The sequence below is a fragment of the Streptomyces sp. NPDC048270 genome (assembly GCF_040652335.1).
Taxonomy (GTDB): domain Bacteria; phylum Actinomycetota; class Actinomycetes; order Streptomycetales; family Streptomycetaceae; genus Streptomyces.
Genome location: NZ_JBEZLV010000033.1, coordinates 1 through 25,545 on the forward strand (window position 1 = coordinate 1; position 25,545 = coordinate 25,545).

24 protein-coding genes are annotated in these 25,545 nt (G+C 73.4%); 9 read left to right on the forward strand and 15 right to left on the reverse strand.

Annotated elements, in window-relative coordinates:
- Nucleotides 1–212 precede the first annotated feature (212 nt).
- Both AB0D66_RS25510 and AB0D66_RS25515 read left to right on the forward strand, forming a co-directional pair.
- Complete coding sequence (locus AB0D66_RS25510; protein WP_362308037.1) at nucleotides 213–911, forward strand: HtaA domain-containing protein; 699 nt, start codon at nucleotides 213–215, stop codon at nucleotides 909–911.
- Between the two features lie 19 nt (nucleotides 912–930).
- Nucleotides 931–1,611, forward strand: coding sequence for a PhzF family phenazine biosynthesis protein (locus AB0D66_RS25515; protein ID WP_362307863.1), 681 nt, complete (start codon nucleotides 931–933; stop codon nucleotides 1,609–1,611).
- A gap of 87 nt (nucleotides 1,612–1,698) precedes the next feature.
- Here AB0D66_RS25515 and AB0D66_RS25520 read toward each other — a convergent pair whose 3' ends face one another.
- Both AB0D66_RS25520 and map read right to left on the reverse strand, forming a co-directional pair.
- Complete coding sequence (locus AB0D66_RS25520; protein ID WP_362307866.1) at nucleotides 1,699–2,346, reverse strand: biliverdin-producing heme oxygenase; 648 nt, start codon at nucleotides 2,344–2,346, stop codon at nucleotides 1,699–1,701.
- Nucleotides 2,347–2,464: 118 nt separating this feature from the next.
- On the reverse strand, nucleotides 2,465–3,322 hold the full coding sequence (gene map, locus AB0D66_RS25525; RefSeq protein WP_362307869.1) for a type I methionyl aminopeptidase: 858 nt from the start codon (nucleotides 3,320–3,322) through the stop codon (nucleotides 2,465–2,467).
- Nucleotides 3,323–3,403: 81 nt separating this feature from the next.
- Here map and AB0D66_RS25530 point away from each other — a divergent pair, with 81 nt between their 5' ends.
- Nucleotides 3,404–3,649, forward strand: coding sequence for a hypothetical protein (locus tag AB0D66_RS25530; protein WP_362307872.1), 246 nt, complete (start codon nucleotides 3,404–3,406; stop codon nucleotides 3,647–3,649).
- Nucleotides 3,650–3,659: 10 nt separating this feature from the next.
- Here the strand turns inward: AB0D66_RS25530 and AB0D66_RS25535 are convergent, their stop codons facing one another.
- Nucleotides 3,660–4,397, reverse strand: a complete 738-nt coding sequence (locus AB0D66_RS25535) for a hypothetical protein (protein ID WP_362307875.1) — start codon at nucleotides 4,395–4,397, stop codon at nucleotides 3,660–3,662.
- A gap of 110 nt (nucleotides 4,398–4,507) precedes the next feature.
- On the opposite strand from AB0D66_RS25535, the gene npdG reads away from it, so the two are divergent.
- Nucleotides 4,508–5,224 (forward strand): NADPH-dependent F420 reductase, encoded by a 717-nt coding sequence (gene npdG / locus AB0D66_RS25540; protein WP_362307878.1) that lies wholly within the window; start codon nucleotides 4,508–4,510, stop codon nucleotides 5,222–5,224.
- A 63-nt stretch (nucleotides 5,225–5,287) separates the two neighbouring features.
- Here the strand turns inward: npdG and AB0D66_RS25545 are convergent, their stop codons facing one another.
- A complete protein-coding gene (locus AB0D66_RS25545; RefSeq protein WP_362307881.1) occupies nucleotides 5,288–7,312 on the reverse strand; it encodes a TerD family protein in 2,025 nt (674 codons plus the stop codon).
- Between the two features lie 240 nt (nucleotides 7,313–7,552).
- On the opposite strand from AB0D66_RS25545, the gene AB0D66_RS25550 reads away from it, so the two are divergent.
- Nucleotides 7,553–7,735, forward strand: a complete 183-nt coding sequence (locus AB0D66_RS25550) for a hypothetical protein (RefSeq protein WP_069920079.1) — start codon at nucleotides 7,553–7,555, stop codon at nucleotides 7,733–7,735.
- A gap of 11 nt (nucleotides 7,736–7,746) precedes the next feature.
- On the opposite strand, the gene AB0D66_RS25555 is transcribed toward AB0D66_RS25550, so the two are convergent.
- Complete coding sequence (locus AB0D66_RS25555; protein WP_362307885.1) at nucleotides 7,747–8,547, reverse strand: site-2 protease family protein; 801 nt, start codon at nucleotides 8,545–8,547, stop codon at nucleotides 7,747–7,749.
- Between the two features lie 73 nt (nucleotides 8,548–8,620).
- Here AB0D66_RS25555 and AB0D66_RS25560 point away from each other — a divergent pair, with 73 nt between their 5' ends.
- Nucleotides 8,621–11,959: a BTAD domain-containing putative transcriptional regulator gene (locus AB0D66_RS25560; protein ID WP_362307888.1), complete on the forward strand. Its 3,339-nt coding sequence runs from the start codon at nucleotides 8,621–8,623 to the stop codon at nucleotides 11,957–11,959.
- Nucleotides 11,960–12,016: 57 nt separating this feature from the next.
- Here the strand turns inward: AB0D66_RS25560 and AB0D66_RS25565 are convergent, their stop codons facing one another.
- From AB0D66_RS25565 to panB, 3 genes are all read right to left on the reverse strand, one after another.
- On the reverse strand, nucleotides 12,017–12,871 hold the full coding sequence (locus AB0D66_RS25565; protein WP_362307891.1) for an ABC transporter permease: 855 nt from the start codon (nucleotides 12,869–12,871) through the stop codon (nucleotides 12,017–12,019).
- Entirely contained in the window at nucleotides 12,868–13,860 is a 993-nt protein-coding gene (locus tag AB0D66_RS25570) for an ATP-binding cassette domain-containing protein (protein ID WP_362307894.1), read from the reverse strand. Before AB0D66_RS25570 ends, AB0D66_RS25565 begins: the two co-directional genes overlap by 4 nt.
- A gap of 122 nt (nucleotides 13,861–13,982) precedes the next feature.
- Entirely contained in the window at nucleotides 13,983–14,852 is an 870-nt protein-coding gene (gene panB / locus AB0D66_RS25575; protein ID WP_362307897.1) for a 3-methyl-2-oxobutanoate hydroxymethyltransferase, read from the reverse strand.
- Between the two features lie 299 nt (nucleotides 14,853–15,151).
- On the opposite strand from panB, the gene AB0D66_RS25580 reads away from it, so the two are divergent.
- A complete protein-coding gene (locus tag AB0D66_RS25580; protein ID WP_362307900.1) occupies nucleotides 15,152–16,174 on the forward strand; it encodes an endonuclease/exonuclease/phosphatase family protein in 1,023 nt (340 codons plus the stop codon).
- Nucleotides 16,175–16,300: 126 nt separating this feature from the next.
- On the opposite strand, the gene AB0D66_RS25585 is transcribed toward AB0D66_RS25580, so the two are convergent.
- The 3 genes from AB0D66_RS25585 to AB0D66_RS25595 all read right to left on the reverse strand — a co-directional run bounded on the left by AB0D66_RS25585 (nucleotide 16,301) and on the right by AB0D66_RS25595 (nucleotide 21,206).
- Complete coding sequence (locus AB0D66_RS25585) at nucleotides 16,301–18,055, reverse strand: NAD+ synthase (protein ID WP_362307903.1); 1,755 nt, start codon at nucleotides 18,053–18,055, stop codon at nucleotides 16,301–16,303.
- A 71-nt stretch (nucleotides 18,056–18,126) separates the two neighbouring features.
- The gene (locus AB0D66_RS25590) at nucleotides 18,127–19,530 is read right to left on the reverse strand and encodes a DUF4190 domain-containing protein (RefSeq protein ID WP_362307906.1); all 1,404 of its coding nucleotides are present in this window, start codon (nucleotides 19,528–19,530) and stop codon (nucleotides 18,127–18,129) included.
- 89 nt (nucleotides 19,531–19,619) lie between these two features.
- Nucleotides 19,620–21,206 (reverse strand): multicopper oxidase family protein, encoded by a 1,587-nt coding sequence (locus tag AB0D66_RS25595; RefSeq protein ID WP_362307909.1) that lies wholly within the window; start codon nucleotides 21,204–21,206, stop codon nucleotides 19,620–19,622.
- 142 nt (nucleotides 21,207–21,348) lie between these two features.
- On the opposite strand from AB0D66_RS25595, the gene AB0D66_RS25600 reads away from it, so the two are divergent.
- Both AB0D66_RS25600 and AB0D66_RS25605 read left to right on the forward strand, forming a co-directional pair.
- Nucleotides 21,349–22,059, forward strand: coding sequence for a DUF998 domain-containing protein (locus AB0D66_RS25600; RefSeq protein WP_362307912.1), 711 nt, complete (start codon nucleotides 21,349–21,351; stop codon nucleotides 22,057–22,059).
- Nucleotides 22,056–23,048, forward strand: a complete 993-nt coding sequence (locus tag AB0D66_RS25605) for an alpha/beta hydrolase (RefSeq protein ID WP_362307915.1) — start codon at nucleotides 22,056–22,058, stop codon at nucleotides 23,046–23,048. Before AB0D66_RS25600 ends, AB0D66_RS25605 begins: the two co-directional genes overlap by 4 nt.
- Here AB0D66_RS25605 and AB0D66_RS25610 read toward each other — a convergent pair.
- The 4 genes from AB0D66_RS25610 to AB0D66_RS25625 form a co-directional block, all read right to left on the reverse strand.
- Nucleotides 23,033–23,452 (reverse strand): CBS domain-containing protein, encoded by a 420-nt coding sequence (locus tag AB0D66_RS25610; RefSeq protein ID WP_362307917.1) that lies wholly within the window; start codon nucleotides 23,450–23,452, stop codon nucleotides 23,033–23,035. The genes AB0D66_RS25605 and AB0D66_RS25610 overlap by 16 nt on opposite strands.
- A 153-nt stretch (nucleotides 23,453–23,605) precedes the next feature.
- Entirely contained in the window at nucleotides 23,606–24,337 is a 732-nt protein-coding gene (locus AB0D66_RS25615) for a DUF305 domain-containing protein (protein ID WP_362307920.1), read from the reverse strand.
- A complete protein-coding gene (locus AB0D66_RS25620; RefSeq protein WP_362307923.1) occupies nucleotides 24,334–25,005 on the reverse strand; it encodes a DUF3105 domain-containing protein in 672 nt (223 codons plus the stop codon). The genes AB0D66_RS25615 and AB0D66_RS25620 overlap by 4 nt, the downstream gene beginning before the upstream one ends.
- Before the next feature lie 53 nt (nucleotides 25,006–25,058).
- Nucleotides 25,059–25,475 carry a hypothetical protein gene (locus AB0D66_RS25625; RefSeq protein ID WP_362307926.1) on the reverse strand — a complete coding sequence of 139 codons (417 nt, stop codon included), beginning with the start codon at nucleotides 25,473–25,475 and terminating at the stop codon, nucleotides 25,059–25,061.
- Between the last annotated feature and the right edge of the window lie 70 nt (nucleotides 25,476–25,545).

Genomic DNA, 25,545 nt, shown 5'->3' on the forward strand with positions numbered 1-25,545 from the left:
GGCGCGGTGGGTTTGGTGCCTTTTTTGTAACTCGGGGGGCCCCCCCTCACCCGGTTTTTTTTTTTTTCGATCCCCCCCCCCGGCCCCCCCCCCCCCCCCGCCCAAAGCCGCCGCCGACCCCCACCCCGACCCCGACCCCGACGAAGTCGGCGACCCCCACCGAGAAGCCCACGGCGCCGGCCGACGGCCCGCAGAAGATCCTCAGCGCCAAGCTGACGTGGGGCGTGAAGGAGTCCTTCCGCAGGTACGTCCTCGGCGCGGGCTCGATCACCCCCGCAGGCGGCGCCGCCAAGAACGGCGACCTCTTCGACTTCGCCCTCGGCAAGGGCGAGCTCGACGCGAAGAAGCAGACGCTGAACGCCTCCTTCGAGGGCAGCCTCCGCTTCCAGTACGCGGCCCACGGCATCGACATGACCTTCGCCAACCCCCGCGTCACCGCCGCAGGCAAGAGCGGCACCCTCTACGTGGACGTCAAGAACGCCTCCGGCAGCAAGACGGCCGTCCCCTTCGCCACGCTCGACCTGTCGAAGACGGACTACAAGACCAAGGACGGGGTCCTGGCCCTGAACGCGGTCCCGGCGGCTTTCACCGCCGAGGGCGCCGCCTCCTTCGCCAACGACACCACCGGCTCCATGTACAAGGCCGGGGACGCCATCGACCCGCTCGCCCTCTCCGTGGCGGTGGACAAGGACGCCACCCTCCCGAGCGGCGCCACCGGCGCCACCGGCACCACCGGGGGCACCGGCGGCACCGGCGGTACGGGAGCCGCCGCGGCCACCGTCGGCGGCAGCCTCGCCGCCACCGGCGCCGAGATCCCCGCCGGGGCCCTGCTCGCCACCTCCGGCGCCGTGATCGCGGCCGGTGCGGGCGCGGTCTTCCTCGCCCGCAGGCGGCGCGCGGCCGAGCGCTGAGCCGTGTTTGAATGCCCGCGTGAACGATCAACTCGACGTGTTGAAGGTCTTCTGCGCGGGCGACGGCCGGCACGGCAACCTGCTCGGTGTCGTACGTGACGGCCGGGCCTGCCCCGACGACGCGTCGCGGCAGGCCCTGGCCGCCGAACTCGGCTACAGCGAGACGGTGTTCGTCGACGACCCCGAGCGCGGGGTCGTCGACATCCGCACCCCCGGCACACGGATGTCCTTCGCCGGGCACCCGCTGGTCGGGCTCGCCTGGCTGCTGGACATCGAGGAGCTCCAGCCGCCGGCCGGCCCCGTATGGGCCCGTGACGACGGTGAGTTCACCTGGATCTCGGCCCGCCCCGAGTGGGTCGAGGGCAAGCGCACCGAGCAGTACGGATCGGTCGCCGAGGTCGAGGCGCTGCCCGCCCCGCCGCCGGGCGAGGGCTGGCTGTACGCGTGGGCCTGGGAGGACGAGGCCGCCGGACGGGTGCGCGCTCGGGGCTTCCCGCGGCGTGCCGACGGAGTCATCGCCGAGGACGAGGCCACCGGCTCGGCCGCGATCCTGCTGACGGCCCAGCTGAACCGCGCGCTGAACATCACTCAGGGCGAGGGCTCCCAGATCCTCACCGCCCCCCATCCCGACGGCAGCGTCGAGATCGGCGGGCGCGTCCGCTTCGCCCGCACCGCACCGTCGGCCCCGTCCCGCGGCTGACCGCGGGTCGGGGGCGTGCGAAGAGGGCCGGACCGGTGCGCTCGCACCGGTCCGGCCCTCTTCACGCCGCGCTCCCCGCGGGGACGGCTACGCGCTGAGCCGGAACTGCTCGCCCAGCTCGCGGAAGACCGCGCCGTTGAAGTCGAAGGCGCGCTTGCACTCGTCGACGATGCGCTGCTTCTCCAGGTCGTCCGCCGCTATGGCGTCCAGCAGTTCGCGGTAGGTCCGCTTGAAGGCGGCCGGGTTGGAGATGTCCGCGAAGACGTAGAAGCGGACCCCGTCGCCCTTGCGCTCGAAGCCCCAGGTGCGCTCCGCCTTGTCGCGGATGATCTGGCCGCCGGAGAGGTCGCCCAGGTAGCGGGTGTAGTGGTGGGCGACGTAGCCGCCGGGCCACTCGGCCGCGCACTGGGCCACCCGGGCGGCGTAGGCCTCGGTCGCCGGCAGCGCCACCACGCTCTCGCGCCAGTCCGGGCCCAGCAGGTGAGCGAGATCGCGCTCGATCTCGGCCACGCGCATCAGCTCGGGCTGGATGAACGGACCGGCGACCGGGTCCTCCTCGAGAGACTCGGCGGCGTCCTCCAGGGCCCGGTACACGAACCACAGCTGCTCGGTGTAGCGCGTGTACGCGTCCACGCCGAGGCGCCCGCCGAGCAGGTCGCTCATGAAGGTAGACGTCTCTGCTTCGGTGTGCTGCTCGTGCGAGGCGACGCGGATGACCGTAGAGAAGGCGTCCAAGACGGACCTCCAGGAAGAGGAAGAAGACGTGGCGGCATGCCCGCCACGTCCGATCTTCCTACTTAGGTATGCCTAAGTCAATGTGTTCCCGACGTCTTGTCGGTAAAAAAAGAACCGGCTACGGGAGCGTCAGGATCTCCGCCCCGCTGTCCGTCACGACCAGCGTGTGCTCGAACTGTGCCGTCCGCTTGCGGTCCTTGGTGACGACCGTCCAGCCGTCCGCCCACATGTCGTACTCGTGGGTGCCCAGGGTCAGCATCGGCTCGATGGTGAACGTCATCCCGGGCTCGATGACGGTGGTGGCGTGCGGGCTGTCGTAGTGGGGGATGATCAGGCCGGAGTGGAACGACGAGTTGATGCCGTGGCCGGTGAAGTCCCGGACCACGCCGTAGCCGAAGCGCTTCGCGTAGGACTCGATGACCCGGCCGATGATGTTGATCTGGCGGCCCGGCTTGACGGACTTGATCGCCCGGTTCAGGGCCTCCCGGGTGCGCTCCACCAGCAGCCGCGACTCCTCGTCCACCTCGCCGCACAGGTACGTGGCGTTGTTGTCGCCGTGGACCCCGCCGATGTACGCGGTCACGTCGAGGTTCACGATGTCGCCGTCGCGCAGCACGGTGGAGTCCGGGATCCCGTGGCAGATGACCTCGTTCACCGAGGAGCACAGCGACTTGGGGAACCCCCGGTAGCCCAGCGTCGACGGGTAGGCGCCGTGGTCGCACATGTACGCGTGCGCGACCCGGTCCAGCTCGTCGGTGGTCACCCCCGGCGCGATCAGCTTGGCGGCCTCCTCCATCGCCTGGGCGGCGATCCGGCCGGCGATGCGCATGGCCTCGATGGTCTCGGCCGACTGCACCTCCGGTCCGGTGTACGGGGTGGGTGCGGGCTTGCCCACGTACTCGGGACGGCGGATGTTTCCGGGAACGGAACGGACGGGAGAGAGCTCGCCTGGAACGAGCAGCGACTGGCCAGACATGCAAGCGAGTGTATCCAGCGGTGATGGGGCAGAGTGGCGGCAGAGAGCGCTAGCGGCGGTATCGAGAGGAGCCCGACAGCGATGGCCCTGTTCAAGAAGCGCCAGGTGGGCAAACCGGGCGAATGGTACTACTGCCTGGTCCACCACAAGGTCGAGGAAGGCCCCGAGTGCCCCGCCAAGGACCGCTTCGGTCCGTACGGGACCCCGGAGGAGGCGACCCACGCCATGGAGACGGCGCAGGAACGCAACCTCGAATGGCAGAACGACCCCAAGTGGAACGACAAGTCCCGGGAGGAGGGCGGCGGCAGCGAGGGCACGGCGACCTGAGGACGGGCCGCTACCAGCGGCTGGGCGGCGGCGCGGTCAGCTGATCGGCCAGCCGCGCCAGCCGGTCCCGGAACCGGCGCGGCCCGCGCTGCGCCGGCAGGCTGTTCTCCCCGGCCGCCGCGCTGACCAGGTGCTGCACGGTGTCCAGATCCATGCCCGGCTCCGCGGCGGGCGCCCCGGCCGCGGAGCCCCCGGGCGCCGGGGGCCTGCCGGGCGCCGAGGGCCTGCCCGGCGCCGAGAGCTCGCCGGGCGCCGAGGGCCCGCCCGGCGCCGAGAGCGCGTCGGGCATCGAGAGCCTGCCCGGCACCGAGAGCGCGTCGTGCGCCAGCGCGGCCAGCTCCGGATCCCCGCCGTCCAGGGACAGTACGGTCGCCCCCGCGCGCCGGGCGTCGTGGACGCGCTCCAGCAGCCCCTCGCCCGGCTCCCCGGGAGCCACCACCAGCAGCGTGTGCCCGCGCCGGGCCGCCGCCAGCCTGCCCAGCCCCACCGACAGGTGCGGCGGCTCCCCGGGCCGCACCCGGTGGCGCACGAGGGTGGGCGCCAGCTCCGGCAGCCCCGACCAGGCGGCCTCGTCCACCAGGTGCGCCGCCAGGTGCCAGGGCTCGTACCGCTCGGTCCCCACGAGCAGCAGGTTCCCACCGGCCGGCACGACCGAGCGCCGCAGCGAGGCCGCGAAGCGGCGCGCGGCGCCGGGCCACTGCGTACCGGCGAGGACCTCGCGCAGCAGCGCGACTCTCACGGCATCCATAGCGGCATCCTGCACCATGAACCGGACAAGCGTGACCACTTCCCCGCTCCTCCCCGCCGCCGTCCTCCCTCCCCTCCTCCTCTGGGGTACTCGGCAGTACCCTCGCCCCCATGACCTCCACAGACAGCACGCAGCAGCCCCCGGCCAAGGCGCCCGCCAAGGACCCGTGGGACCTTCCGGACGTCTCCGGCCTCGTCGTCGGCGTCCTCGGCGGCACCGGCGACCAGGGCCGCGGCCTGGCCTACCGGCTCGCCCGGGCCGGCCAGAAGGTGATCATCGGCTCCCGGGCCGCCGACCGCGCGCACACCGCCGCCGAAGAGCTGGGCCTCGGCGTGGAGGGCGCGGACAACGCCGAGTGCGCGCGCCGCAGCGACATCGTGATCATCGCCGTGCCGTGGGAGGGCCACGCCAAGACCCTCGAAGCGCTCCGCGAGGACCTCGCGGGCAAGCTCGTCGTGGACTGCGTCAACCCGCTCGGCTTCGACAAGCAGGGCGCCTACGCCCTGCGGGTCGAGGAGGGCAGCGCCGCCCAGCAGGCCGCCGCCCTGCTCCCGGACTCCCGTGTCACCGCGGCCTTCCACCACCTCTCGGCGGTCCTCCTCCAGGACGAGTCGATCGACGAGATCGACACCGACGTGATGGTGCTGGGCGAGTCCCGCGCGGACACCGACCTGGTCCAGGCCCTCGCCGGCCGCATCCCGGGCATGCGCGGCGTCTTCGCCGGCCGGCTGCGCAACGCCCACCAGGTGGAGTCCCTGGTGGCGAACCTCATCTCGACCAACCGCCGCTACAAGGCCCACGCGGGCCTGCGCATCACGGACGTCTGACGGCGCCGGGGTCTGCCCCGCGATTCGGCGGTGGTGCCGGGTCGCGGGGCAGACAAGCGGGCCTCAGCCCCGGCGGCCGGGGCGGGCTGCCTCCATGGCGCCCAGGTGGGCCACCACGCCGAGGTAGAAGCGGCCGACGGCGTCGTCGACGCTGCGGATGAAGCCGGACTCCGTGTTGCCTCGGCTGTTGCCCATCCCCTTGATCAGCGACAGTCGGAACCCCATGAGCGGGGCGCCGTCCCTGGGCAGCAGGTCGCCCGGCTCGGGCCGCAGCCGTTCCAGGGTGCCGCGCGGCCCGTTCTGGCCCTCCACGAGGCTCTGCACGTGCAGGTCGGCCGGTGCCTCGGCGAGCAGCCGCACCAGCCGCTTCGCGGTGGTCAGCGGGGACGCACCCGCCGGGGCCGGGACGTCGACGGACGTGCGCACCTTGCCCGTACGGAGATCCGCGACGACCGCGATGACGGAGCTGGTTCCGTCGATGCGCAGTTCCGCGGAGAGCCTGCCGTCCGCGCACAGCTTGTCGGCTGCGGCGATCCGCCGGGCCTGAGGGTCACTGGCGCGCCGGGCTCGTTGTACGGGCAGCGCCTTCTGCCCGAGCTCCCCGCCGAGGCGCAGGCAGACCTGGCGGATCAGCCGCTCCCAGCTCCCCACCACGTCGACGGCGCGGGCATCTCCGAGGCTGATGGTCTCGTCCTCGATGCCGTTGCGCACCGGAACCCACGCGGGTCCCATGTTCTGGAATCCGTGGCATCCCGAGTTGTCGTGCTGGAGGTACTCCAGGAGCTCTTGGAGGAGCCAGGCGTGCGCGGCGTTGTCCACACCCTCGTGATGGATCAGCATCTGCGCCTGGTGCGTCACCTCGGCCCACGAGAGGTGCCACAGGCTGACCTTGTGCTTGCGCCGGCCGTCGATCTTGACGTCGACCATGGCGGCGCCTTCGAGGGCGACGTCGTTGGAGAGCGTGATCACGGCCTCGTACCCGCGGCGGGCCGCGATGTCCATGTACTGCTGGACCTGCTCGGCTTTGAGCGGATTGCCGTTCGTCTTCGTCTCGACGAGTGCCGTCCACAGTTTGCCCGCGCGTTCCACCCGGATGACGCCGTCGGGTCGCTTCGGCGCGTCGCCGTGGGGCAGGGGCACCTCGGTGAAGGTCTGCATGCGGCCGGCCGGGGCGCCGAACGCCGCGGTGAGGCGGCGGCCCAGCTCAGGGACCTGGGCCATGACGGAGAGCAGGACCGATGTCGCCCGCACCTCGCGTTCTTTGTCGTTCTTCAGGGACGGAACCGGGAACAGCCGCGCTGTCCGCCAGGTGTCGTTCTCGGCGAGCGACTTCTTGGCCACCTTGGGCAGGGTGACCTTCTTCCGCGTCGTGCGGGGGCTGCGGCCGCGCGATTGGGCGGGCACGGCAGCGGCGGTCGGCTCCGCGGGCGCCGGTGCGGTCGGCTCGGGCTGGGGCTTGTCACCGAGGAGAGCCGGCACGGTAGGGGCTTCGGTGCCGGGCGCGGGCGGTTCTGCGGCCTCGGATGCCGGGGGTTCGTCGGCATCCTCGAGGACGTCGATGCCGAAGTCCGTGGCCAGTCCGGCCAGGCCGGTCTCGTACCCCTGTCCGACCGCTCGGAACTTCCACTCATCGCCACGCCGGTACAGCTCGCCGAAGATGAAGGCAGTCTCCATGCCCGCGTCCTCGATGGAGAATTGGACGAGCGGTTCGCCCGACCGGTCGGCGACGGTCATCCGCAGGTCGTCCAGGTCCCCGAACCGGGCGCCGCCGTATTGGCTGGCGGCCACCACGATCCGCTCGACGTCCTCGGGGACGGCGGTCAGGTCCACGCTGATGCGGTCTTCGTCACCACTGTCGGTCGGTGTCTTGCCGAGCAGCTGCACGCTTCCGTCGGCGGCTGCCGGGTTGTTGTAGAAGTAGAAGTCGTTCTCGCTGCGGATCTTGCCGTTGCCGTCCAACAGCATTACGGAGACGTCGGCATCGCCGGCTCCGGATGCGCTGGTCCAGCCCAGGCTCACGACGACCGAACCGGCGTCCTCGCTGAGAGCGGTCAGGCTGACGTTCGCGCCCTTTGGGATCTCCTGCATGTCTTCCCCCCACCTGCCCGGCGTCGTCCTTCGCGGGCCGAGCAGGCCGGGCTGTTCGTTCTCTCGCGCGCCAGACAAGGCGCGTACCCGGCGAACCGTAGCGCCGCCCGGCACAGCGGATCAGGTAGACGAAGAAACTCGGCGGGATGGGATCCCGGCCCTCCTTACGGGAACACTGCGGGGCATGGGGGACACTGGTGGGGCTCGGCCCCGTTCAGTGTTTTTCGAGGAGCTCTTTCCATGCCCCGCCTTGCCGTCTTCGCCGTTGTCGTCTGCGTCCTTGCCGTGGCCGCGGCCGTCGTCGCCTTCGTGGAGGGCAGCTTCATAGGGATCGTCTGGGTGCTGCTGGCCGGTCTCACGTCCAACATGGCCTGGTACTACATCCGCAAGGCGAAGGCCGAGAAGGCGGCGCGCGCCTCCTAGGACCGCGGCCGCTAGTCCCGCGGGACCTCGCAGAGGCCGTTGCCCTCCTGCCAGAAGCGGTAGAGGTCGCGGCCGCAGTAGGTCTCCAGGTCCGACACGCCCAGGCCGGACAGGATGCCGCGCACCACGTCGAAGAAGAACGCGTTGACCTCCGGGATCCACAGCAGCGCGAACACCGCGATCAGGCCGAACGGCGCCAGCGGCGCCACCTCGCGGCGGATCCGGTGCGAGAGCCACGGCTCGATCACCCCGTAGCCGTCGAGGCCCGGCACCGGCAGGAAGTTCAAGATCGCCGCCGAGACCTGGAGCAGGGCCAGGAAGGCCAGCGCGTAGCGGAAGGCGGGCGGGACCCCGTCCAGGGCGTCCAGCCAGAACGGGGCCGTGCACACCACGGCGAAGGCGACGTTGGCCAGCGGGCCCGCCGCCGAGATCAGGCTGTGCTTCCAGCGGCCCCGGATGCGGTCGCGCTCGATGTACACCGCTCCGCCGGGCAGGCCCAGGCCGCCCAGGATCACGAAGAGCACCGGCAGGACGATGCTGAGCAGCGCGTGCGTGTACTTGAGCGGGTTCAGCGTCAGATAGCCCTTGGCGCCCACCGAGAGGTCCCCGCCGTGCAGGGCGGTGCGGGCGTGCGCGTACTCGTGCAGGCACAGGGAGACCACCCACGCCGAGGTCACGAACAGGAACACGGCGAGCCCGGTGCTCGTCGAGTAGCCGGTCCACACGGCCCAGCCGGTGACCGCCATGACGGCCGCGATGCCGAGGAATACGGAACTGATCCGCCGCTCGCCGCGGCTGCCCTGATGACCCATGCCGCGAAACCTATCCCGGTTGCCGCACGGAAATAAGGTCGGGGCCGGGCGCCGGTCCGGGGACAATGGGCCGGTGCGTTACGCGATTCTCGGTACGACCCAGGCCATGCGCGACGACGGGACCCCCGTCGCCGTCGGCGGAGCGCGCCTGCGGGCGCTGCTGACCGCGCTCGCGCTGCGGCCCGGCCGGGCGGTGCCGGTGCACCTGCTCGTCGCCGAGGTGTGGGACGGCGACCGGCCGGCCGACGCGCCGGCCGCCCTCCAGGCGCTGGTCGCCCGGCTGCGGCGGGCGCTGGGCCACGAGGCGGTGCGCTCCGCCGAGGGCGGCTACCTGCTGGCCGCCGCCCGCGAGGACGTCGACCTGTACCGCTTCGAGCAGCTGGCCCGGTCCGGCGCCGAGGCCCTGGAGTACGGGGACCCGGCCAAGGCCGGCGCCCTGTACGAGGAGGCGCTCGCCCTGTGGCGCGGCCCCGCCCTGGCCGACCTCCCCGACCCGGCCGCGGAGTCCGCGCGCTGGGACGCCGTACGGAGGGACGCGCACCGGGGCCGGCTCGCCGCGGCCCTCGCCCTGGGCGGGGCGGAGCAGGTGCTGCCGGAGCTGACCGCGCTGTGCGCGCAGCAGCCGCTGGACGAGTCCCTGCAGGTGCTGCGGATCCGGGCGCTGCGCGACGCGCACCGCCCGGCGGAGGCCCTGGAGGCGTACGACTCCGTCCGCCGGGACCTGGCCGCCCGCCTGGGCACGGACCCGGGCCCCGCCCTGCGCGCCCTGCACGCCGAGCTCCTGAACCCCGCACCGGGCCCCGGCCCCGCCCCCCGGCCGGGTGCGCGCCCCCAGCCCCGGGCCCCGGAACAGACCGGCCGGCCCCCGGCGCAGCCCGACCGGCAGCCCGCGCAGGGCAACCTGCGGGCCCGGCTGACCACCTTCGTCGGACGCGAGGAGGACATCCGCGTCATCGGCGAGGACCTCGCCCGCGCCCGGCTCGTCACCCTGCTCGGGCCCGGCGGGGCGGGCAAGACCCGGCTCTCCCAGGAGGCCGCCGAGGCCCAGGACCCGGACGGCTGGCCCGACGGGGTGTGGCTCGTGGAGCTCGCCCCCGTGGACGACCCCGAGGATGTCGCCGAGGCCGTGCTCGCCGCGCTCGGGGCGCGGGAGACCAAGCTGCGCGGCGCCGCCGCCGAGGAGCTGCGGGCGCTGACCGACCGCAGCGGGGACGACCCCCTCGACCGGCTCGCCGAGCACTGCGCACGGCGGCGGCTCCTGCTGCTGCTCGACAATTGCGAGCACGTCGTCGAGGCGGCCGCCGAACTCGCCGAGCGGCTGCTCGTGCACTGCCCCGGCATCCGGATCCTGGCCACCAGCCGCGAACCCCTCGGCGTGCCCGGGGAGACGCTGCGCCCGGTGGAGCCGCTGCCCGACCCGGTCGCGCTGCGGCTCCTCGCCGACCGCGGCGCCGCCGCCCGGGCCGGATTCACCGTGTCCCAGGACCCGGCCGCCTGCGCCGAGATCTGCCGCCGCCTCGACGGGCTGCCGCTGGCCATCGAACTGGCCGCGGCCCGCCTGCGGCTGCTCACCCCGCGCCAGATCGCCGACCGCCTCGACGACCGGTTCCGGCTCCTGACCAGCGGCAGCCGGACCCTGCTGCCCCGGCAGCAGACCCTGCGCGCCGTCGTCGACTGGTCCTGGGACCTGCTGGAGGAGCCCGAGCGCACCGTCCTGCGCCGGCTGTCCGTCTTCGCGGGCGGCTGCGACCTCGCCGCCGCCGAGACCGTGTGCGCCGGGGGCGCCCTCGACGTCGCCGGGACGCTCGGCTCCCTCGTCGACAAGTCCCTCGTCGTGGCCGCCCCCGGCCCCGACGGCTCCGGCATGCGCTACCGCCTGCTGGAGACGGTCGGCGAGTACGCCGCCGAGCGCCTGGCCGCGGCCGGCCGCGACCGGGAGGAGACCGAGCGCCGCCACCTGGTCCACTACCGCGAGCTGGCCCGCACCAGCGAGCCGCTGCTGCGCGGCCACGGCCAGCGGGCGGCCGCCGACCGGCTCGCCACCGAGTACGAGAACGTCCGTACCGCCCTGCGCCGGGCCGTCGCGGCCCACGACGCCGACGAAGTGCTCTGCCTCATCCACGCGCTGGGCTGGTACTGGCACATGCACGACCTGCGCGCCGAGTCCCGGCACTGGTCAGACGCGGCCGCCGCCCTCGGCCCCGACCCCTTCGCCGCTCCCGTGGCAGCGGCGCAGCCCGTGTACGAACGGCTCGTCGACACGCCCCCGCCCTACTCCGGCGAGGTCCTCGACGAGGCCTGGCGCGCCCTCCACCTGGTCCGGCTGGCCTCCCGAGACCAGAGCAAGACCGGCTGGAACAGCCCGGAGGTCCGTGCCCAGGTCGACGGGATCATCGCCGCCTACCGTCCCGGACTCCCGCAGACCTGCCGGACCCCCGCCTCCCTCTGGATCTACGCCGTCATGATCGCGGGCGACGCCGGAAGGCTCCAGCTGGTCATCGACGCGACCGTCGACACCGCCCGCGAGCTCGGCTACCGCTGGGAGCTGGCCTCCGCCCTCCAGCTGCGGGCCAACATCCTCGCCAACCGGGCCGACTGGGCCGGCGACGCCTCCCGCGACGCCGACGAGAGCCTGGCCCTGTTCCGCGGGCTCGGCGACGCCTGGGGCTGCGCCGAGGCGCTCTCCGCCCGCGCCGAGTCCCTGGAGAAGCGCGGCGAGTACGCCCTGGCCGCCCGGGACTTCCGAGAGGCCATCGCGTACGCCGAACGCCTGGGCGCCAAGGCGCAGGTGACGGTGCTGCGCGTGCGGATGGCCGGGACCCTCAGCGAGACCGGCCGGATGGAGGAGGCCGAGGAGATCCTCACCGAGGTCACCGCCACGGCACGGCAGTACGGCAACGAGGCCATGCCCGCCGCCCGGATGTTCCTGGCGGGCATCATGGGCCGCACCGGCCGGATCCCGGAGGCCCGCGCCCAGCTCCAGACGCTGCGGGAGGAGTTCGCCTTCGGCGCGTTCGCCGTCTTCGACGGCTTCCTGCTCGGCACGGAGGCGTGGCTGGCGAACCGGGAGGGCGCCCACGAGGAGGCGCTCGGCCTGCTGCGCCGGGCGATGGAGAGCGTGCGGGACCCGCTCGCCCGGATGGTCGCCCCGCAGCTTCCGGCGGTCTACCTGGTGACCGCGGCGCTCTCCCTGGTCTCGCTCGGCGACCCGCGCCGGGAGTACGACGGCGCCCGGCTGCTCGGCGCCTACCGGTCGCTGCTGCCGCCCGGGCACTTCCCCGTCACCACGGAACGCGAGGATCGCGCCCGCGCGCAGGAGCTGGCGCGGGCGGCGCTCGGCGAGGCCGCGTACGAGGCGGCGTACGCCGAGGGCGGCGGCCTCACCCTGGAGGAGGCCACCGCCCTCATCTGACCCGGCCCCCGGCCGGAGCCCGCCCGGGACGCGATCCGGAACGGACCGGTCCGCGGATCAGGTCTTCTGCCGGAACTTGCGCACCGCGAGCGGCATGGTGACGGCCGTGATGGCGACCGACCACGCCAGGGTCATCCACACCGAGTCGCCGACCGGAGTCCCGTTGATCAGGGCGCGGGCCGCGTCGGCCAGGTTGGACAGCGGGTTGTAGTCCGTGAAGGACTGCAGCCAGCCCGGCATGGTGGACGGCGGGGCGAAGATCGAGCTGCCGAACTGCAGCGGCATCAGGACCAGCATCGCCATGCCCTGGACGGCCTGCGCGGTCTTCATGGTGAGACCGAGCAGGATGAAGATCCACATCAGCGAGGCGCCGAAGACGGCCGACAGCCCGATGGCGAGGAACAGGTCCAGCACCGAGGTCTTGATCGACAGACCGAGGATGAAGCCCACGCCGAGCAGGATGGTGATGGCCACCATCATCCGGCCGAGCTCGACGACGATCTTGGCGAGGAGTACGGAGGACCGGGCGATCGGCATGGACCGGAAGCGGTCCATCACACCCTTCTTGAAGTCGTCGTTCACCCCGGTGCCCACCGCCATGGCGATGTTCATGCCCATCATGGCCATCAGGCCCGGGACCACGTAGTTCACGTAGCCCGCCTGGTTGCCCTTGCCGGAGATCGCGCCGCCGAAGACGAACACGAACAGCAGCGTGAAGATGATCGGCATGAACAGGACGTCGAACATCGACTCGGGGTCCTGCTTGATCTGCAGGGCGTTGCGGCGCACCAGGGCGCCGATGTGCCGCAGGTTGGCCCGCAGGCCGATCCGGCCCTCGCCGGTGGGAGGGGCCGCGGCGGGCCGGACGGGCGTGCTCCCGGCGGGCTGCTTCGTCGTGGTTACGGTGCTCATGCCGCGACTTCCTCGGTCATCTCGGTGGTGGGCTTCTGGCCGGTGATCGACAGGAACACCTCGTCCAGGCTGGGCAGGTAGGTGCCGAGGTCGGCGATCGCGTACCCCCGGGCGGCCAGCAGGCCGACCACGGCGGTCAGCTGCTCGTCGCTGAGGATCGGCACCAGCAGGACGCCCTCGTCCGGAACGGCCTGGGAGCCGGCCACGCCGTCGAGCCCGGCCTCGGCCAGCGAGCGGGCCATGCCCGGCAGGTCGGCGGAGTCCACGGGGCGCAGCCGCAGGGTGCGGCCGCCGACCCGGGCCTTCAGCTCGTCCACCTTGCCGTTGGCGATGACCTTTCCGCGGTCGATGACCGTCAGCTCGCTGGCCAGCTGCTCGGCCTCCTCCATGTACTGGGTGGTGAGCAGGACGGTGGCGCCCTCGGCGACCAGCCGCTGCACCTCGTCCCAGACCTCGTTGCGGGTGCGGGGGTCCAGACCGGTGGTCGGCTCGTCCAGGTAGAGGACGGCCGGGTTGCCGATCAGGGACGCCGCCAGGTCCAGGCGGCGGCGCATGCCGCCCGAGTAGTTCATGGCGGCCTTCTTCGCGGCCTCGGTCAGGGAGAACCGCTCCAGCATCTCGTCCGCGCGGGACCGGGCGTCCTTGCGGGACAGGTCGAGCAGCCGCCCGATCATGTAGAGGTTCTCCCAGCCGGAGAGCTTCTCGTCGACCGAGGCGTACTGCCCGGTGAGGCCGATGGTGCGGCGCAGCTGCCGCGGCTGGCGGACCACGTCGAAGCCGGCGACGGTGGCGGTCCCGGCGTCCGGGACGATCAGGGTGGACAGGCAGCGCACCAGGGTGGTCTTGCCCGCGCCGTTGGGTCCCAGGACCCCGAGGACCGTGCCCTCGCGGACGTCCAGGTCGACCCCGTCCAGGGCCTTGGTCTCGCCGTAGTGCTTGACCAGCCCCCGTACTTCCACGGCGTTGGGGCTCTTGTCGTTTCGCGTCATGCCCACCATGGGACCAGGTGCCACTGACAAAGCACCGACAGCCGACCGACAGCCACCCGACGCGCGGCCGACGGCCCGCCGACATCGCGTCGGCGGGCCGTCGGGTGAGACGCGCTGAACGATCAGTGGAAAGCGTGCTCCGGCTGCGGGAACGCTCCGCCCACCACGTCCTCGGCGAAGGCCTTCGCCGCGTCGTTCATGGTCTGGCGCAGGTTCGCGTACTGCTTCACGAACTTCGGCATCTTCCCGCCGGTCAGACCCATCATGTCGGTCCACACCAGCACCTGCGCGTCGCACTCCGCGCCCGCGCCGATGCCGACCGTCGGGATGTGCAGGGAGCGGGTGACCTCGGCGGCCAGCTCGGCCGGAACCAGCTCCAGCACCACGGCGAAGGCGCCCGCGTCCTGCGCCGCCTTGGCGTCGCGCAGCAGCTGGTGCGCGGCCTCGTCGCTGCGGCCCTGCACCCGGTAGCCCATGGCGTTGACCGACTGCGGGGTCAGGCCCAGGTGGGACATGACCGGGATGCCGGCCTGCACGATCAGCTCGGTCTGGGGCAGCGAGCGCTCGCCGCCCTCCAGCTTCACCGCTCCCACGCCGGCCTCCTTGACCAGGCGGGTGGCGCTGCGCAGCGCCTGCACGGCGCCTTCCTGGTAGGAGCCGAACGGCATGTCGCCGATGACCAGGGCGCGGCTCGTGCCCCGCACCACGGCGGCCGACAGCATGGTCATCTGGTCCATCGTGACCGGGACGGTGGTGTCGTAGCCCAGGTGGCAGTTGCCCATGGAGTCGCCGACGAGGATCACCGGGATGCCGGCCTCGTCGAACACGGACGCGGTCATCGCGTCGTAGGCGGTGAGCATGGGCCACTTCTCGCCGCGTTCCTTGGCGAGGTTCAGGTCGCGGATGGTGATGCGGCGGGTGCCCGAGCCTCCGTACAGGGTGGGGGAGGCCGTCGATGCGGGTTCGCGGGCAGGCGAAACGGCATGCGTCATTGCAACTGCTCCTTGTGTCATCTCGAGGCGCCCTCACGGCGTCCCCGGACTCACCCCCCATGGTCGCACCCGGGTGGCCCGCGGCGGAAGTGGCCGGGGCGGCGGGCCGGTCCCGCCCCACTCCCGCTCAAGCCAATGTGAGCGTTTCGTGACAACCGGAACCCTTGGCGCACGGGCGTTCGTCCTCCGGAACGTACGGCCGCGACAGGCGGTCGTGAGGTAGCGCACGGAAGGCTCCGTACATCGCCTAGGGTCAAGGGGCGGGGACGGAGCGCGAGCACGGCAGTGAGGGCAGCGGCATGGCACAGGCGTACATGACGGAAAAGGGGAACGGCGGCTCGGAGCCCGAGCCCTCCGCATCCCGCTTCCGACGCCGGCTGGCCGACCTGCGGGGCGACCGGGGGATCTGGCGGCGCGGGCTGGTGCTGGCCGCGTTCTCCGTACTGATCTCGCTGGTCATGATCTTCCACGCGCAGCTGCCCAACGACGTGGGCAACCTCGGCAGCCTCACCGAGACCTTCCTGCCCTGGCTGGGCCTGGCCGTCCCGGTGCTGCTGGCCGCCGCCCTGTTCCGCCGGTCCGCGACCGCGCTGATCGCGATACTGCTGACGGCCGTGGTCTGGGTGAACCTGTTCGGCGGCCTGGTCACCGACAAGTCCGGCTCCGGCGGCGACCTGACCGTCGCCACGCACAACGTGGACGCCGACAACGCCGACCCGCGCGGGACCGCCGAGTCCGTGGCGAAGTCCGGAGCCGACGTACTGGCCCTGACCGAGCTCAAGGGGAGCGCCGTCCCGGTCTACGAGAAGGCCCTGGCGGACACGTACAAGTACCACTCGGTCGAGGGCACGGTCGGCGTCTGGAGCAAGTACCCGCTGACCGCCAGCAGCCCCGTGGACATCAAGATGGGCTGGACCCGGGCCATGCGCGCCACGGTGGACACCGCGCACGGGCAGGTCGCCGTGTTCGTCGCCCACCTGCCCTCGGTACGGGTCAAGCTGAACGCGGGCTTCACCGCCAACCAGCGCGACAACAGCGCCGACGCGCTGGGCGCCGCGCTCGCCGCCGAACCGCTGAAGAAGGTCGTCCTGCTCGGCGACCTCAACGGCACCATGAACGACCGCGCCCTGTCCGAGGTCACCTCGCAGATGCGCTCCACGCAGGGCGCCGCGGGCGACGGCTTCGGCTTCAGCTGGCCCGCCCAGTTCCCGATGGCCCGGATCGACCAGATCATGGTCCGCGGGATCACCCCGAAGGCCTCCTGGACCCTCCCGCGCACGGGCAGCGACCACCTGCCGATCGCCGCGCGGCTGAAGGTGTAGGGCGGCCGCATACACGGAACGGCCGCACGCACGGAGCGGCCGCACGTGTGGAGCGGCCGCACGCGTGGAAGGGGGCCCGCCGCCGATGCGGCGGGCCCCCTTGCGTGCCGGGGCCGGGCGCGGCGGCTACGCCCGTTCGCGCCAGCCGTTCGTGATGGGCAGGCGGCGGTCCTTGCCGAAGCCCTTCGCGGAGATCTTCGTGCCCGGCGGGTACTGGCGGCGCTTGTACTCCGCCGTGTCCACCATCCGCAGCGTCTTGGCTACCAGCTCCGGTTCGAAGCCGGCCGCGACGATCTCCTCCAGGCCCTTGTCGCGGTCCACGTACAGGGCCAGGATCGCGTCCAGCACCGGATAGTCCGGCAGCGAGTCCGTGTCCACCTGCCCCGGGCGCAGCTCGGCGCTCGGCGGCTTCACGATCGAGTTCTCCGGGATCGGCGGGACCTCGCCGCGCTCGGCCGCGGCCCGGTTGCGGTACCGGGCCAGCCGGAAGACGTCCGACTTGTACACGTCCTTGATCGGGCCGTACGCGCCCACCGAGTCGCCGTACAGGGTGGAGTATCCGACGGCCAGCTCCGACTTGTTGCCCGGGGCCAGCACGATGTGGCCCTCCTGGTTGGAGACCGCCATCAGCATCGTGCCGCGCAGCCGGGACTGGAGGTTCTCCTCGGCGAGGCCGGTGAGGCCCAGCGATCCCATGTACGCGTCGAACATCGGCTCGATCGGCACGGTGCGGAAGTTCAGGCCGGTCCGCTCGGCCAGGTCGGCCGCGTCGCCCCGGGAGTGCTCCGAGGAGTACTTCGAGGGCATCGAGATGCCGTGGACGTTCTGCGCGCCGACGGCGTCGCAGGCGACCGCGGCGACCAGCGCGGAGTCGATGCCGCCGGAGAGTCCGATCAGGACCGAGCGGAAGCCGTTCTTCCTGACGTACGCGCGCAGGCCCACGACCAGCGCGTCGTAGACCTCCTCGTCGTCGTCGAGGCGCTCGGCGTACCCGCCGGGCACGACCGGCTCGTACGGCTCGACCGGCTCCTCGGACAGGATCACCCGGTCGATGCGCAGCCCGTCGTCGACGACGCCCTCGGGCGCGGCGGGCTGCGCCGCGGGCAGGTCGAGGTCCACGAGCACGCAGCCCTCGGAGAACTGCGGGGCGCGGGCGATGACCTCGCCGCTGCCGTCGACGACGATCGAGTCCCCGTCGAAGACCAGGTCGTCCTGGCCGCCGATCATCGCCACGTAGGCGAGGGTGCAGCCGGCCTCCTTGGCGCGCTTGCGGACCAGCTCCAGGCGCAGGTCGTCCTTGTTGCGCTCGTAGGGGGAGGCGTTGATCGAGATCAGCAGCCCGGCCCCGGCGGACCGGGTGGCCGGGACGCGGCCGCCCTCCTGCCACAGGTCCTCGCAGATCGCCAGGGCCACGTCGACGCCGTGGACCCGGACGACCGGCTGGGTGTCTCCCGGCACGAAGTACCGGAACTCGTCGAACACGCCGTAGTTGGGGAGGTGGTGCTTGGCGAACCGGAGCACGACCTCGCCGCGGTGCAGCACCGCGGCCGCGTTCTGCGGGGAGCCGGCCGGGCGGCCGAGCCGGGGGGCCGCGGAGTCGCTGCGGTCGAGGTAGCCGACGACGACCGGCAGATCGCCGAGCCCCTCGTCCGCCAGCCGCCGTGCGAGCGCGCGCAGGCCGGTGCGGGAGGCCTCGACGAAGGACTCGCGCAGGGCGAGGTCCTCGACGGGGTACCCGGTCAGCACCATCTCAGGGAACGCCACCAGGTGGGCGCCCTGCTCGGCGGAGTGCCGGGTCCAGTGGACGACCGAGTCGGCGTTGGCCGCGATGTTGCCGACGTGCGAATCGATCTGATTCAGAGCGAGGCGTAGTTGAGGCACGGGGCCCAGTCTAATCGTCTTTCTGACGCGATGTCCTGGGCGCCGCCCGTTTCCCCGCTCCGGACCGCCGGTCAGGTGACGGGGCCGGCGTACTTCACGTCGTCCAGCAGGGTGCCCGCGGAGATGTCCGCAGCGATGCTCGCCGTGCCCTCGGGCACCTCGTACGCCACGACCCCGCTGGCGGACTCGCCGGGCAGGATCGAACCCCGGACCATCTTCGGGACGCCGCCGCCGGAGCCGCCGCTGTCGAAGACCAGCTCGGCGGTCATGCCCTTGTCGTCGCGGACGTTGGGGACGGCGTAGATCACCTCGTGCGGCTCCGTCGAGCCGTTGGTGATGGTCACCGTGATCTGGATCGCGTTCTTCACCTGCTCACGGGCGAGGATCCCCTTCGGCTCGTACTTCTTGGGCGCCGAGAGGCTCACCTTGACGCCGTTGTCGTACGTGAAGGTCTCGCCGAACGCCAGCGCGCTGGTCAGGCCGGGCACCTGGGAGGGCGAGGGCGGGGTCATGGGCTTGGGCGAGGAGTCGGGGTAGGGGATCAGCTCGCGGTCCCGCCGGTCGAGATTGCGCCCGGCCCGGTCGGCGGCCTCCTCCACGACGTAGGCGGAGAGGAAGACGCCGGCGACGGAGGCACCGAGGCCGACCACGCCGAGGACGGTTCCGGTGACGGCCATGGCCTTGCGCGGGGCGCCCTTGGAGGCGCGGACCACGGCGCCGATGCCGAGGCCGAGGGCGGTCGCGGCGAGGATGGCGCCGGCCCAGAAGAAGAAGGGGACGAGGGCGACCAGGATCCCGACGATGCCGACGACGAGGGCGGCCACGGCCAGCCCGTTCGAGGCCGGGGGGACCTGCGGGTACCCGGGGAACGAGCCCCCGCCGAAGCCGGGCCCGGGCTGGGCCCAGGGGTGGTGGGCGGGGCCGTGGGGGCCGGGGTGGCCTTGGGGACCGCCGGGGCCGAACCCGCCGGGGCCTTGGGGACCGCCGGGGGCGCCCGCGCCGAACCCGCCGGGGCCCTGGGGGCCGCCGGGGGCGGTGAACCCGCCTCCGGCCGTGGGGTCCGTGTGACCCGCGGGGGGAGTGGAGGCGCCGGGCGGGGCGAACGGGTTGGGCGCGGGCGCCGGGGGCGCGGCCTGCGCGGGCGCCGCGGGCGGGGCCTGCCCGGCCACCGGGGAGCCCGCCGAGACCGGCGCCTGCCCGGCCACCGGGGAGCCCGCCGGCACCGGCGCCTGCCCGGCCACCGGGGAGCCCGCCGGCACCGGCGCCTGCTCGGGCGGTGCGGCCTGCTCCGGCGCCGGGGGATCGGCGGCGGGACGGGGCTTTTCGAGCGACAGGGGCTCGGGGGTCGGCGGCTGCTCGGGCGTCCGGGGCTGCGGGAGCGGCTCCGGGCCGGGGGCCGCCTCGGGTATGGGGGTGCCCGCCGGTTCCGTCGGGGGACCGGTCGGAGGGCTGGGCGGGTTCGGCGGGGTGCTCATACCGGCGGAGGCGTCCTTTTTTCGCAGCTGTCCTGATCACCGCAAGGGTGCCACGCCGCGGCCCCGCCCCCGCCTGGTTTTTCCGCGGACTAGAGCTGGTAGCCCAGCACCGTCATCATCCCGGACTCCGAGTGGTAGACGTTGTGGCAGTGCGTCATCCACAGCCCCGGATTGTCGGCGTCGAAGTCGGCCGTCAGCCGCCCGCCCGGCAGCAGGACCGCGGTGTCCTTGCGGGCCCCGCCCGCCCCGCCGGCCAGCGCGAAGGTGTGCCCGTGCAGGTGCACCGGATGCCACATCGGCGTCGCGTTGCGGAACACCAGGCGGACCCGCTCGCCCGCCTTCACCGGATGCCGCTGGTCCGGCGTGTACGGCTTGCCGTCGAAGGCCCAGTTGTACCGCGACATCGACCCGGTCAGCCTGATCTGCACCGTCCGGTCCGGCTCGCGCGGTGCCAGCGCCGCGGACGGCGCCGGCCTCAGCACGTCGGCCATCAGCGGGCGCCCGTCCAGCTCGGCCGGCCGGGTCGCGGCCGTGGGAGCCGTCCCCGCACCCGTACGCAGCACCGCGAGCGCCGACCGGTCCTTGCCCTCGGCCAGCGCGGTCAGCGGGAACACCCCGTCCTTCGCGGTGACCAGTACGTCGTACCGCTCGCCCATCGCCAGCAGCAGCGACCCCGTCTTCGCGTGCTCCACCGGGAAGCCGTCCGCGTGGGTGACCGTCAGCTCGTGGCCGCCGAGCGCGACCCGGAAGGCGGTGTCCCCGCCCGCGTTGACCAGGCGCAGCCGGATCCGGTCGCCGGGCCGGGCGGTGAAGACCGACGGGTCCTCCGCGACCCTGCCGTTGACCAGGTAGTGGGGGTACGCGACATCGCCCGCCTCCTTGCCCAGGACGTCGCTGTCCGCGCCCACCAGCAGCCGTGAGGGCCCGCCGGTGGGCGCCGGCGCGCCGTGCGCGGCGTGGGCGGAGCCGCTCTGGCCCTTGCGGAGCTCGGCGAGGACGGCGTCCGGGGTCGCGCCGTCGACCCCGTCGATCCAGTCGTCCAGCACCACCACCCACTCCTTGTCGTAGGAGAGGGGCTCCTTCGGGTCCTCGACGATGAGGGGGGCGTACAGGCCCCGGTCCTGCTGGACACCGGTGTGCGGGTGGAACCAGTACGTGCCCGGCTCGGTCACGGCGAACCGGTACGCGAACGAGCCGCCCGGGGCGATGTCCCGCTGGGTCAGCCCCGGCACCCCGTCCATGTCGTTGCGCAGCGCGAGGCCGTGCCAGTGCAGGGAGGTGGGTTCGGGCAGGTTGTTGGCCAGGGTGAGGGCGAGGGTGCCGCCGGCGGTGACCCGTACCTCCTGGCCCGGCAGCCGGTCCCCGTACGCCCAGGAGCGGACGGTGTGCCCGCCGCCGAGGTCGAGCGGGGTGGCCGTCGCGGTGAGCCTGACCTCGGTGAGCGGCCCGGTGGCCTTGCGGGCGGCCTCGGCGGCCTTGACCTCCGGGCCGGCCGGGTCGACGTACCCCTCGGGCCCGTCGGCGGCGGAGCCGTGGTGCATGGACCCGTGGCGGCCCTGCCCCGACTCCGGTGCCGGCGGGCGGGCGCAGGCGGTGAGCAGCCCCGGACCGGCGCCCGCCACGGCGGCGGCTGCGCAGGCGCCGAGGACGGCGCGACGGGTGGGAAGGGAGCGCATCGAAGCACCTCGCGGGTCGGGGGCGCCGCGCCCCCGAGCGGCGCGGCGGCTCGCCGGGAACTGCACGTCAGGCCCGGACGTTACCGGGGGCGGGTATCCGATCCGGGGACCGACGCCAGGTTTGCATAGGATTAGTCACACTATGTCCACTCATGGCCTCTCTCCGCGCTCCCCTGGGACCGCGCTGCCCGTTGCCGCGCTCATAGGTCTGGGCGCCGCCGCCTACACCGCGTGGGTGCTCGAAGTCGTCCTCTCCACGGGCCTCAACCCCATCGAAACGTACGTGAGCGAACTGGCCGCCCAGGACCAGCCGCTCGGCGGCCTGTTCCGGGCCACCGACTTCACCGCCGGGATGCTGGTCTTCCTCGGCGGGCTGCTGGCGCTGCTCCGGCTGGCGCGGCACCCGGAGTCCCGCCGCTCCTGGACGGTGGCGGGCTGGGCCGGGGTCACCCTGTTCGGCGCGGCCACCGCCGCCGACGCCTGGCTGCCGCTCAGCTGCGCGCCCACCGTGGATCCCGAGTGCGCCGCACGGGAGACCGCCGGGCTGGTCCCCGCCACCCACCAGGCCCATGCCGTCAGCAGCAGTCTGGCCATGACCGGCGCCCTCGTCGGGATCGTGGCGCTCACCATCGCCGCGCGCCGCTACGGCTGCTTCGCCCCGCTCGCCCGCTACGGGCCCGTGCTCGTCGTCCTCGAACTGCTCGCCACCGCCTGGACCCTGTCCGCCATCGCGCTGTTCACGGCCGGGCGCGGAACCTGGGCCCTGGGCGCCGGGCAGCGCCTCCAGGTGATGCTCGTGGCACTCTGGCTGGGCCTGCTCGCGTACTCCGTCCACCGGGAGCGCCGTACATGAACTCGGGATACGAGGCTGCCGGGCACGAGGCCGCCGGGCACGAGGCCGCGGAGTGCGGGGAGGCGGGGTGGGGCGACGCGCCGTACGCGCCCCCGCCGTACGGCACCGGCACCGGCGCCCGTGCCCGCGGCCGGTTCGTGCGCGTGGACGTGGACGGGGTCCGGCTGCACGTCGTGGCCGAAGGCCGGGGGCCGGTGACCGTGCTCAGCGCCGGGCTCGCGATGGCCTGGTTCGACTGGGACGAGGTCGCCGCGCTGCTCGTGGCCCGCGGCCGCACCGTCGTCCGCTTCGACCGCCCCGGGCACGGCCTCAGCGGCCCGGCGACCGCACCGGCCACCGCGGCCGGGGAGGCCCGCCGGATCGCCGGGCTGCTGGACGCGCTGGGCCTGGCCGGACCCGTCACCGCCGTCGGGCACTCGATCGCCGGCTTCCACGCCGAGGCCTTCGCCCGCCTGCACCCCGAGCGCACGGCGGCCCTGGTGCTGGTGGACTCCAGCGTGGAGGAGGCCCCGCGCACGCTGCTGCCCCGGGCGGCGCGCACCGGCGCCGCCCGCGCGCTCGGCCTGGCGGCGACCGCCGCCGGACTGCCCGCCGCGCTGGGACCGGCGGCCCGGCGGGCGACCGTACGGGCCTCCCGCACCGGCGGCGGCGATCCGGCCGCGCGGGACCTCGTACGCCGCTGCTACCGCACCGGCCGCGTCTGGCGCGGGGCCCTGCTGGAGAACGCGGGCTACCCGGACGCGGCCGCCGAGGTCCTGGCGCTGCGCGGCACGCACCCGCTGACCGCGCCGGCCACCGTCCTGGCGGGCCACGACGGCTCCGGGGGCCGCGGCGCCCTGCGCTGGCTGGCCCGGCAGGCCGACCTCGCCGACCGGCTCGGGGCCCGCTTCGAGGTCGCCGAGCCCGCCGGACACCTGGTCATGCTCGACCGCCCGGACCAGGTGGCCCGGGCGGTCCTGTACGCGGCGCCGGATCAGGACCGGGCGTAGACCTTCTCCGCCCAGCCGGCGATCTGGTCCTCCGTGAGGTGCTTGGCGAGATCGGCCTCGCTGATCATGCCGACCAGCTTCTTGTCGCGGATCACCGGCAGCCGCTTGATCTGGTGGCTCTGCATCTCCTCGAGCACTTCGGAGACGTCCGCGCCGGCGTCGATCCAGCGCGGCGTGCCCCGGGCCATGTCCCCGGCGGTCACCTTCGCCGGGTCGTGCCCCTTGGCCACGCAGCCGATCACGATGTCGCGGTCGGTCAGGATGCCGCAGAGGCGTTCCGACTCGTCGCTGATGGGCAGCGCGCCCACGTTGAGGCGGGCCATCAGCTGAGCGGCCCGGTCCAGGGTCTCGGTGGCGGGGATCCACTGGGCCCCGGCGTGCATGATCTCTCCGGCGGTGGTCATCGCATCAACCTCCTGAGCGCCGTCGTGCGGCGGGACGCGGACGCGGCCGCCGCGGCGTCCCCCGGCCGGTACGGGGGAAGGGGGAGTGCAACGGGGGAGTGCACGCCCGTACGGCTGGGAGGCGCCCTCCCACCACCGTACGGGCGTGCCCCGTCACCCGCGCGGCGCAGCCCCGCGCTGTCCGAGCATGTCCGCCATCAGGGTGATCTCCGAGCGCTGGGCGTCGACCATGCCCTGCGCCAGATCCCGCTCGACCGGGGTCCCGCACTGCCGCGCGCAGCCCTCGGCCATCGCGACGCCGCCCTGGTGGTGGTCGGTCATCAGCTGGAGGTAGAGCACCTCGGCGTCCCGGCCGGAGGCCGCGTCCAGCCGGGCGAGCTCCTCCTTCGTGGCCATGCCGGGCATCAGCGCGCCGGGCTTGGCGGCGTGGCCGGAGCCGTGGCCGGTGTGCCCGCCGGCGGGGGCGCCTTCGGAGCCCGGGTCCCCCGACGTGCCCATCCAGGACATGGGCGGCTCGCCCGCCACCACCTTCGGCAGCCCCCACAGGTCCAGCCAGCCGAGCAGCATGCCCCGCTGGTTGGCCTGGGTGTTGGCGATGTCGTAGGCGAGGCTGCGCACCGCTTCGTCCTGGGTGCGGTCCCGCACGATGAACGACATCTCCACCGCCTGCTGGTGGTGCACCGCCATGTCCCGCGCGAAGCCCGCGTCCGGCGAGTGCAGCGCCGGTGTGCGGGCCGGCGTGCCGCCCCCGGTGTCGCCGGTCGCGGCGGTGACGGTGGCCGCCGCCGCGAACAGCAGCGCCAGCAGCACGGCCGTGCCCGCGACCCAGTACGTACGGGGGGTGCGGGCGGCGGCCGGGGCGTCGTCGCCGGACGGCCGGCTCACTGGCCGGCCACCCCGCTGGTGCAGGCCGCGCCCGGCTCCGGGGTCTGCGGGCCCTGCACGTACTTGGTGAAGAACTGCGCCACGCGCGGGTCGTCCGCCTTCTCCACCGTCAGCTGCTTGCCCCAGGCACTGAGCATGATCGCGCCGGCCTGCTCCTTGACCGGGCTCATCAGCGTGTACGGGGTCTTGCCCACCGTCTCGGCGAGCTTGTCCACCTCGCCCTGGGCGGCCTTGTCGTTGTACGTCACCCAGACGGCGCCGTGCTCCAGCGAGTGCACGGCGTTCACCTCGGGCACCGGGCTCTTGTAGACGTCGCCGTTGCAGTTCATCCAGCGGGGGTGGTGGTCGCCGCCGACCGGCGGGTTCATCTCGTACTTGACCGGGGTATCGACGTGGTTGCGGCCGAGGTTCTTCGCGTCCCAGGTCTGCTCGCCGTCGACCGGCGTCTTGCGGGCCAGTTCGACGGCGTCCTTCTTGCGCTGCTCCTCCTGCTTCTGGCCGATCATCACCCAGGCGCCGAAACCGACCAGGCCGACGACGATGACCGTGGAGGTCGTGATCGCGATGGCCTTGTTGCGCCGGTCGCGTGCCTGGTCGGCCCGGCGCATCTGGGCTATGCGCGCCTGGCGGGAGTGCTGGTCTGGGGTCTTTCCGGACTTGCTGGCCATGGTGCCCTGGTTCCTTCTTGAGAGGGGGGTGGATGGACGCGAAACCGGACCCGTCAGGTCCGCAGCACCTGGAGGGCATGCAGGTCGGGAGCGCGCGCGAGCGCGAGGGGAGGCCGGATCCGCCCCGGCCCGCCGGCGGCGGCCACGGGCGGCGGACCGCCGCCGGCCACGACCACGGCGGGGGGCGGCACGGGCAGCAGCCCCGGCGTCACGTGCGCGAGGGCCGAGCAGCCGGGCGGGTCGTACGGGGAGGCGCAGACGGCGTGCGCCGGCCCGTGCCCCTGGACCTGTGCCCGGACCCCGGCCGGGGCCGGGGCCGGGGATTCGCCGGGCCGCGCGCAGAAGAGCAGCACCCCGACGACCACGCACGCGAGCGCGCCGGCGAGCACGCCGACGGCCGGCGGCAGGACGGCGCGCAGAAGGCCGGGGCGTGTGTGACGCCCCCCTCGCGTGTGCTGCCGGCCCCCCATGGGCGCAGATGGTAATGCTCATGACGGGTCCATGGTCAGTGCGGGGGTGCCGCGAGCTGTGCAGGGTGCG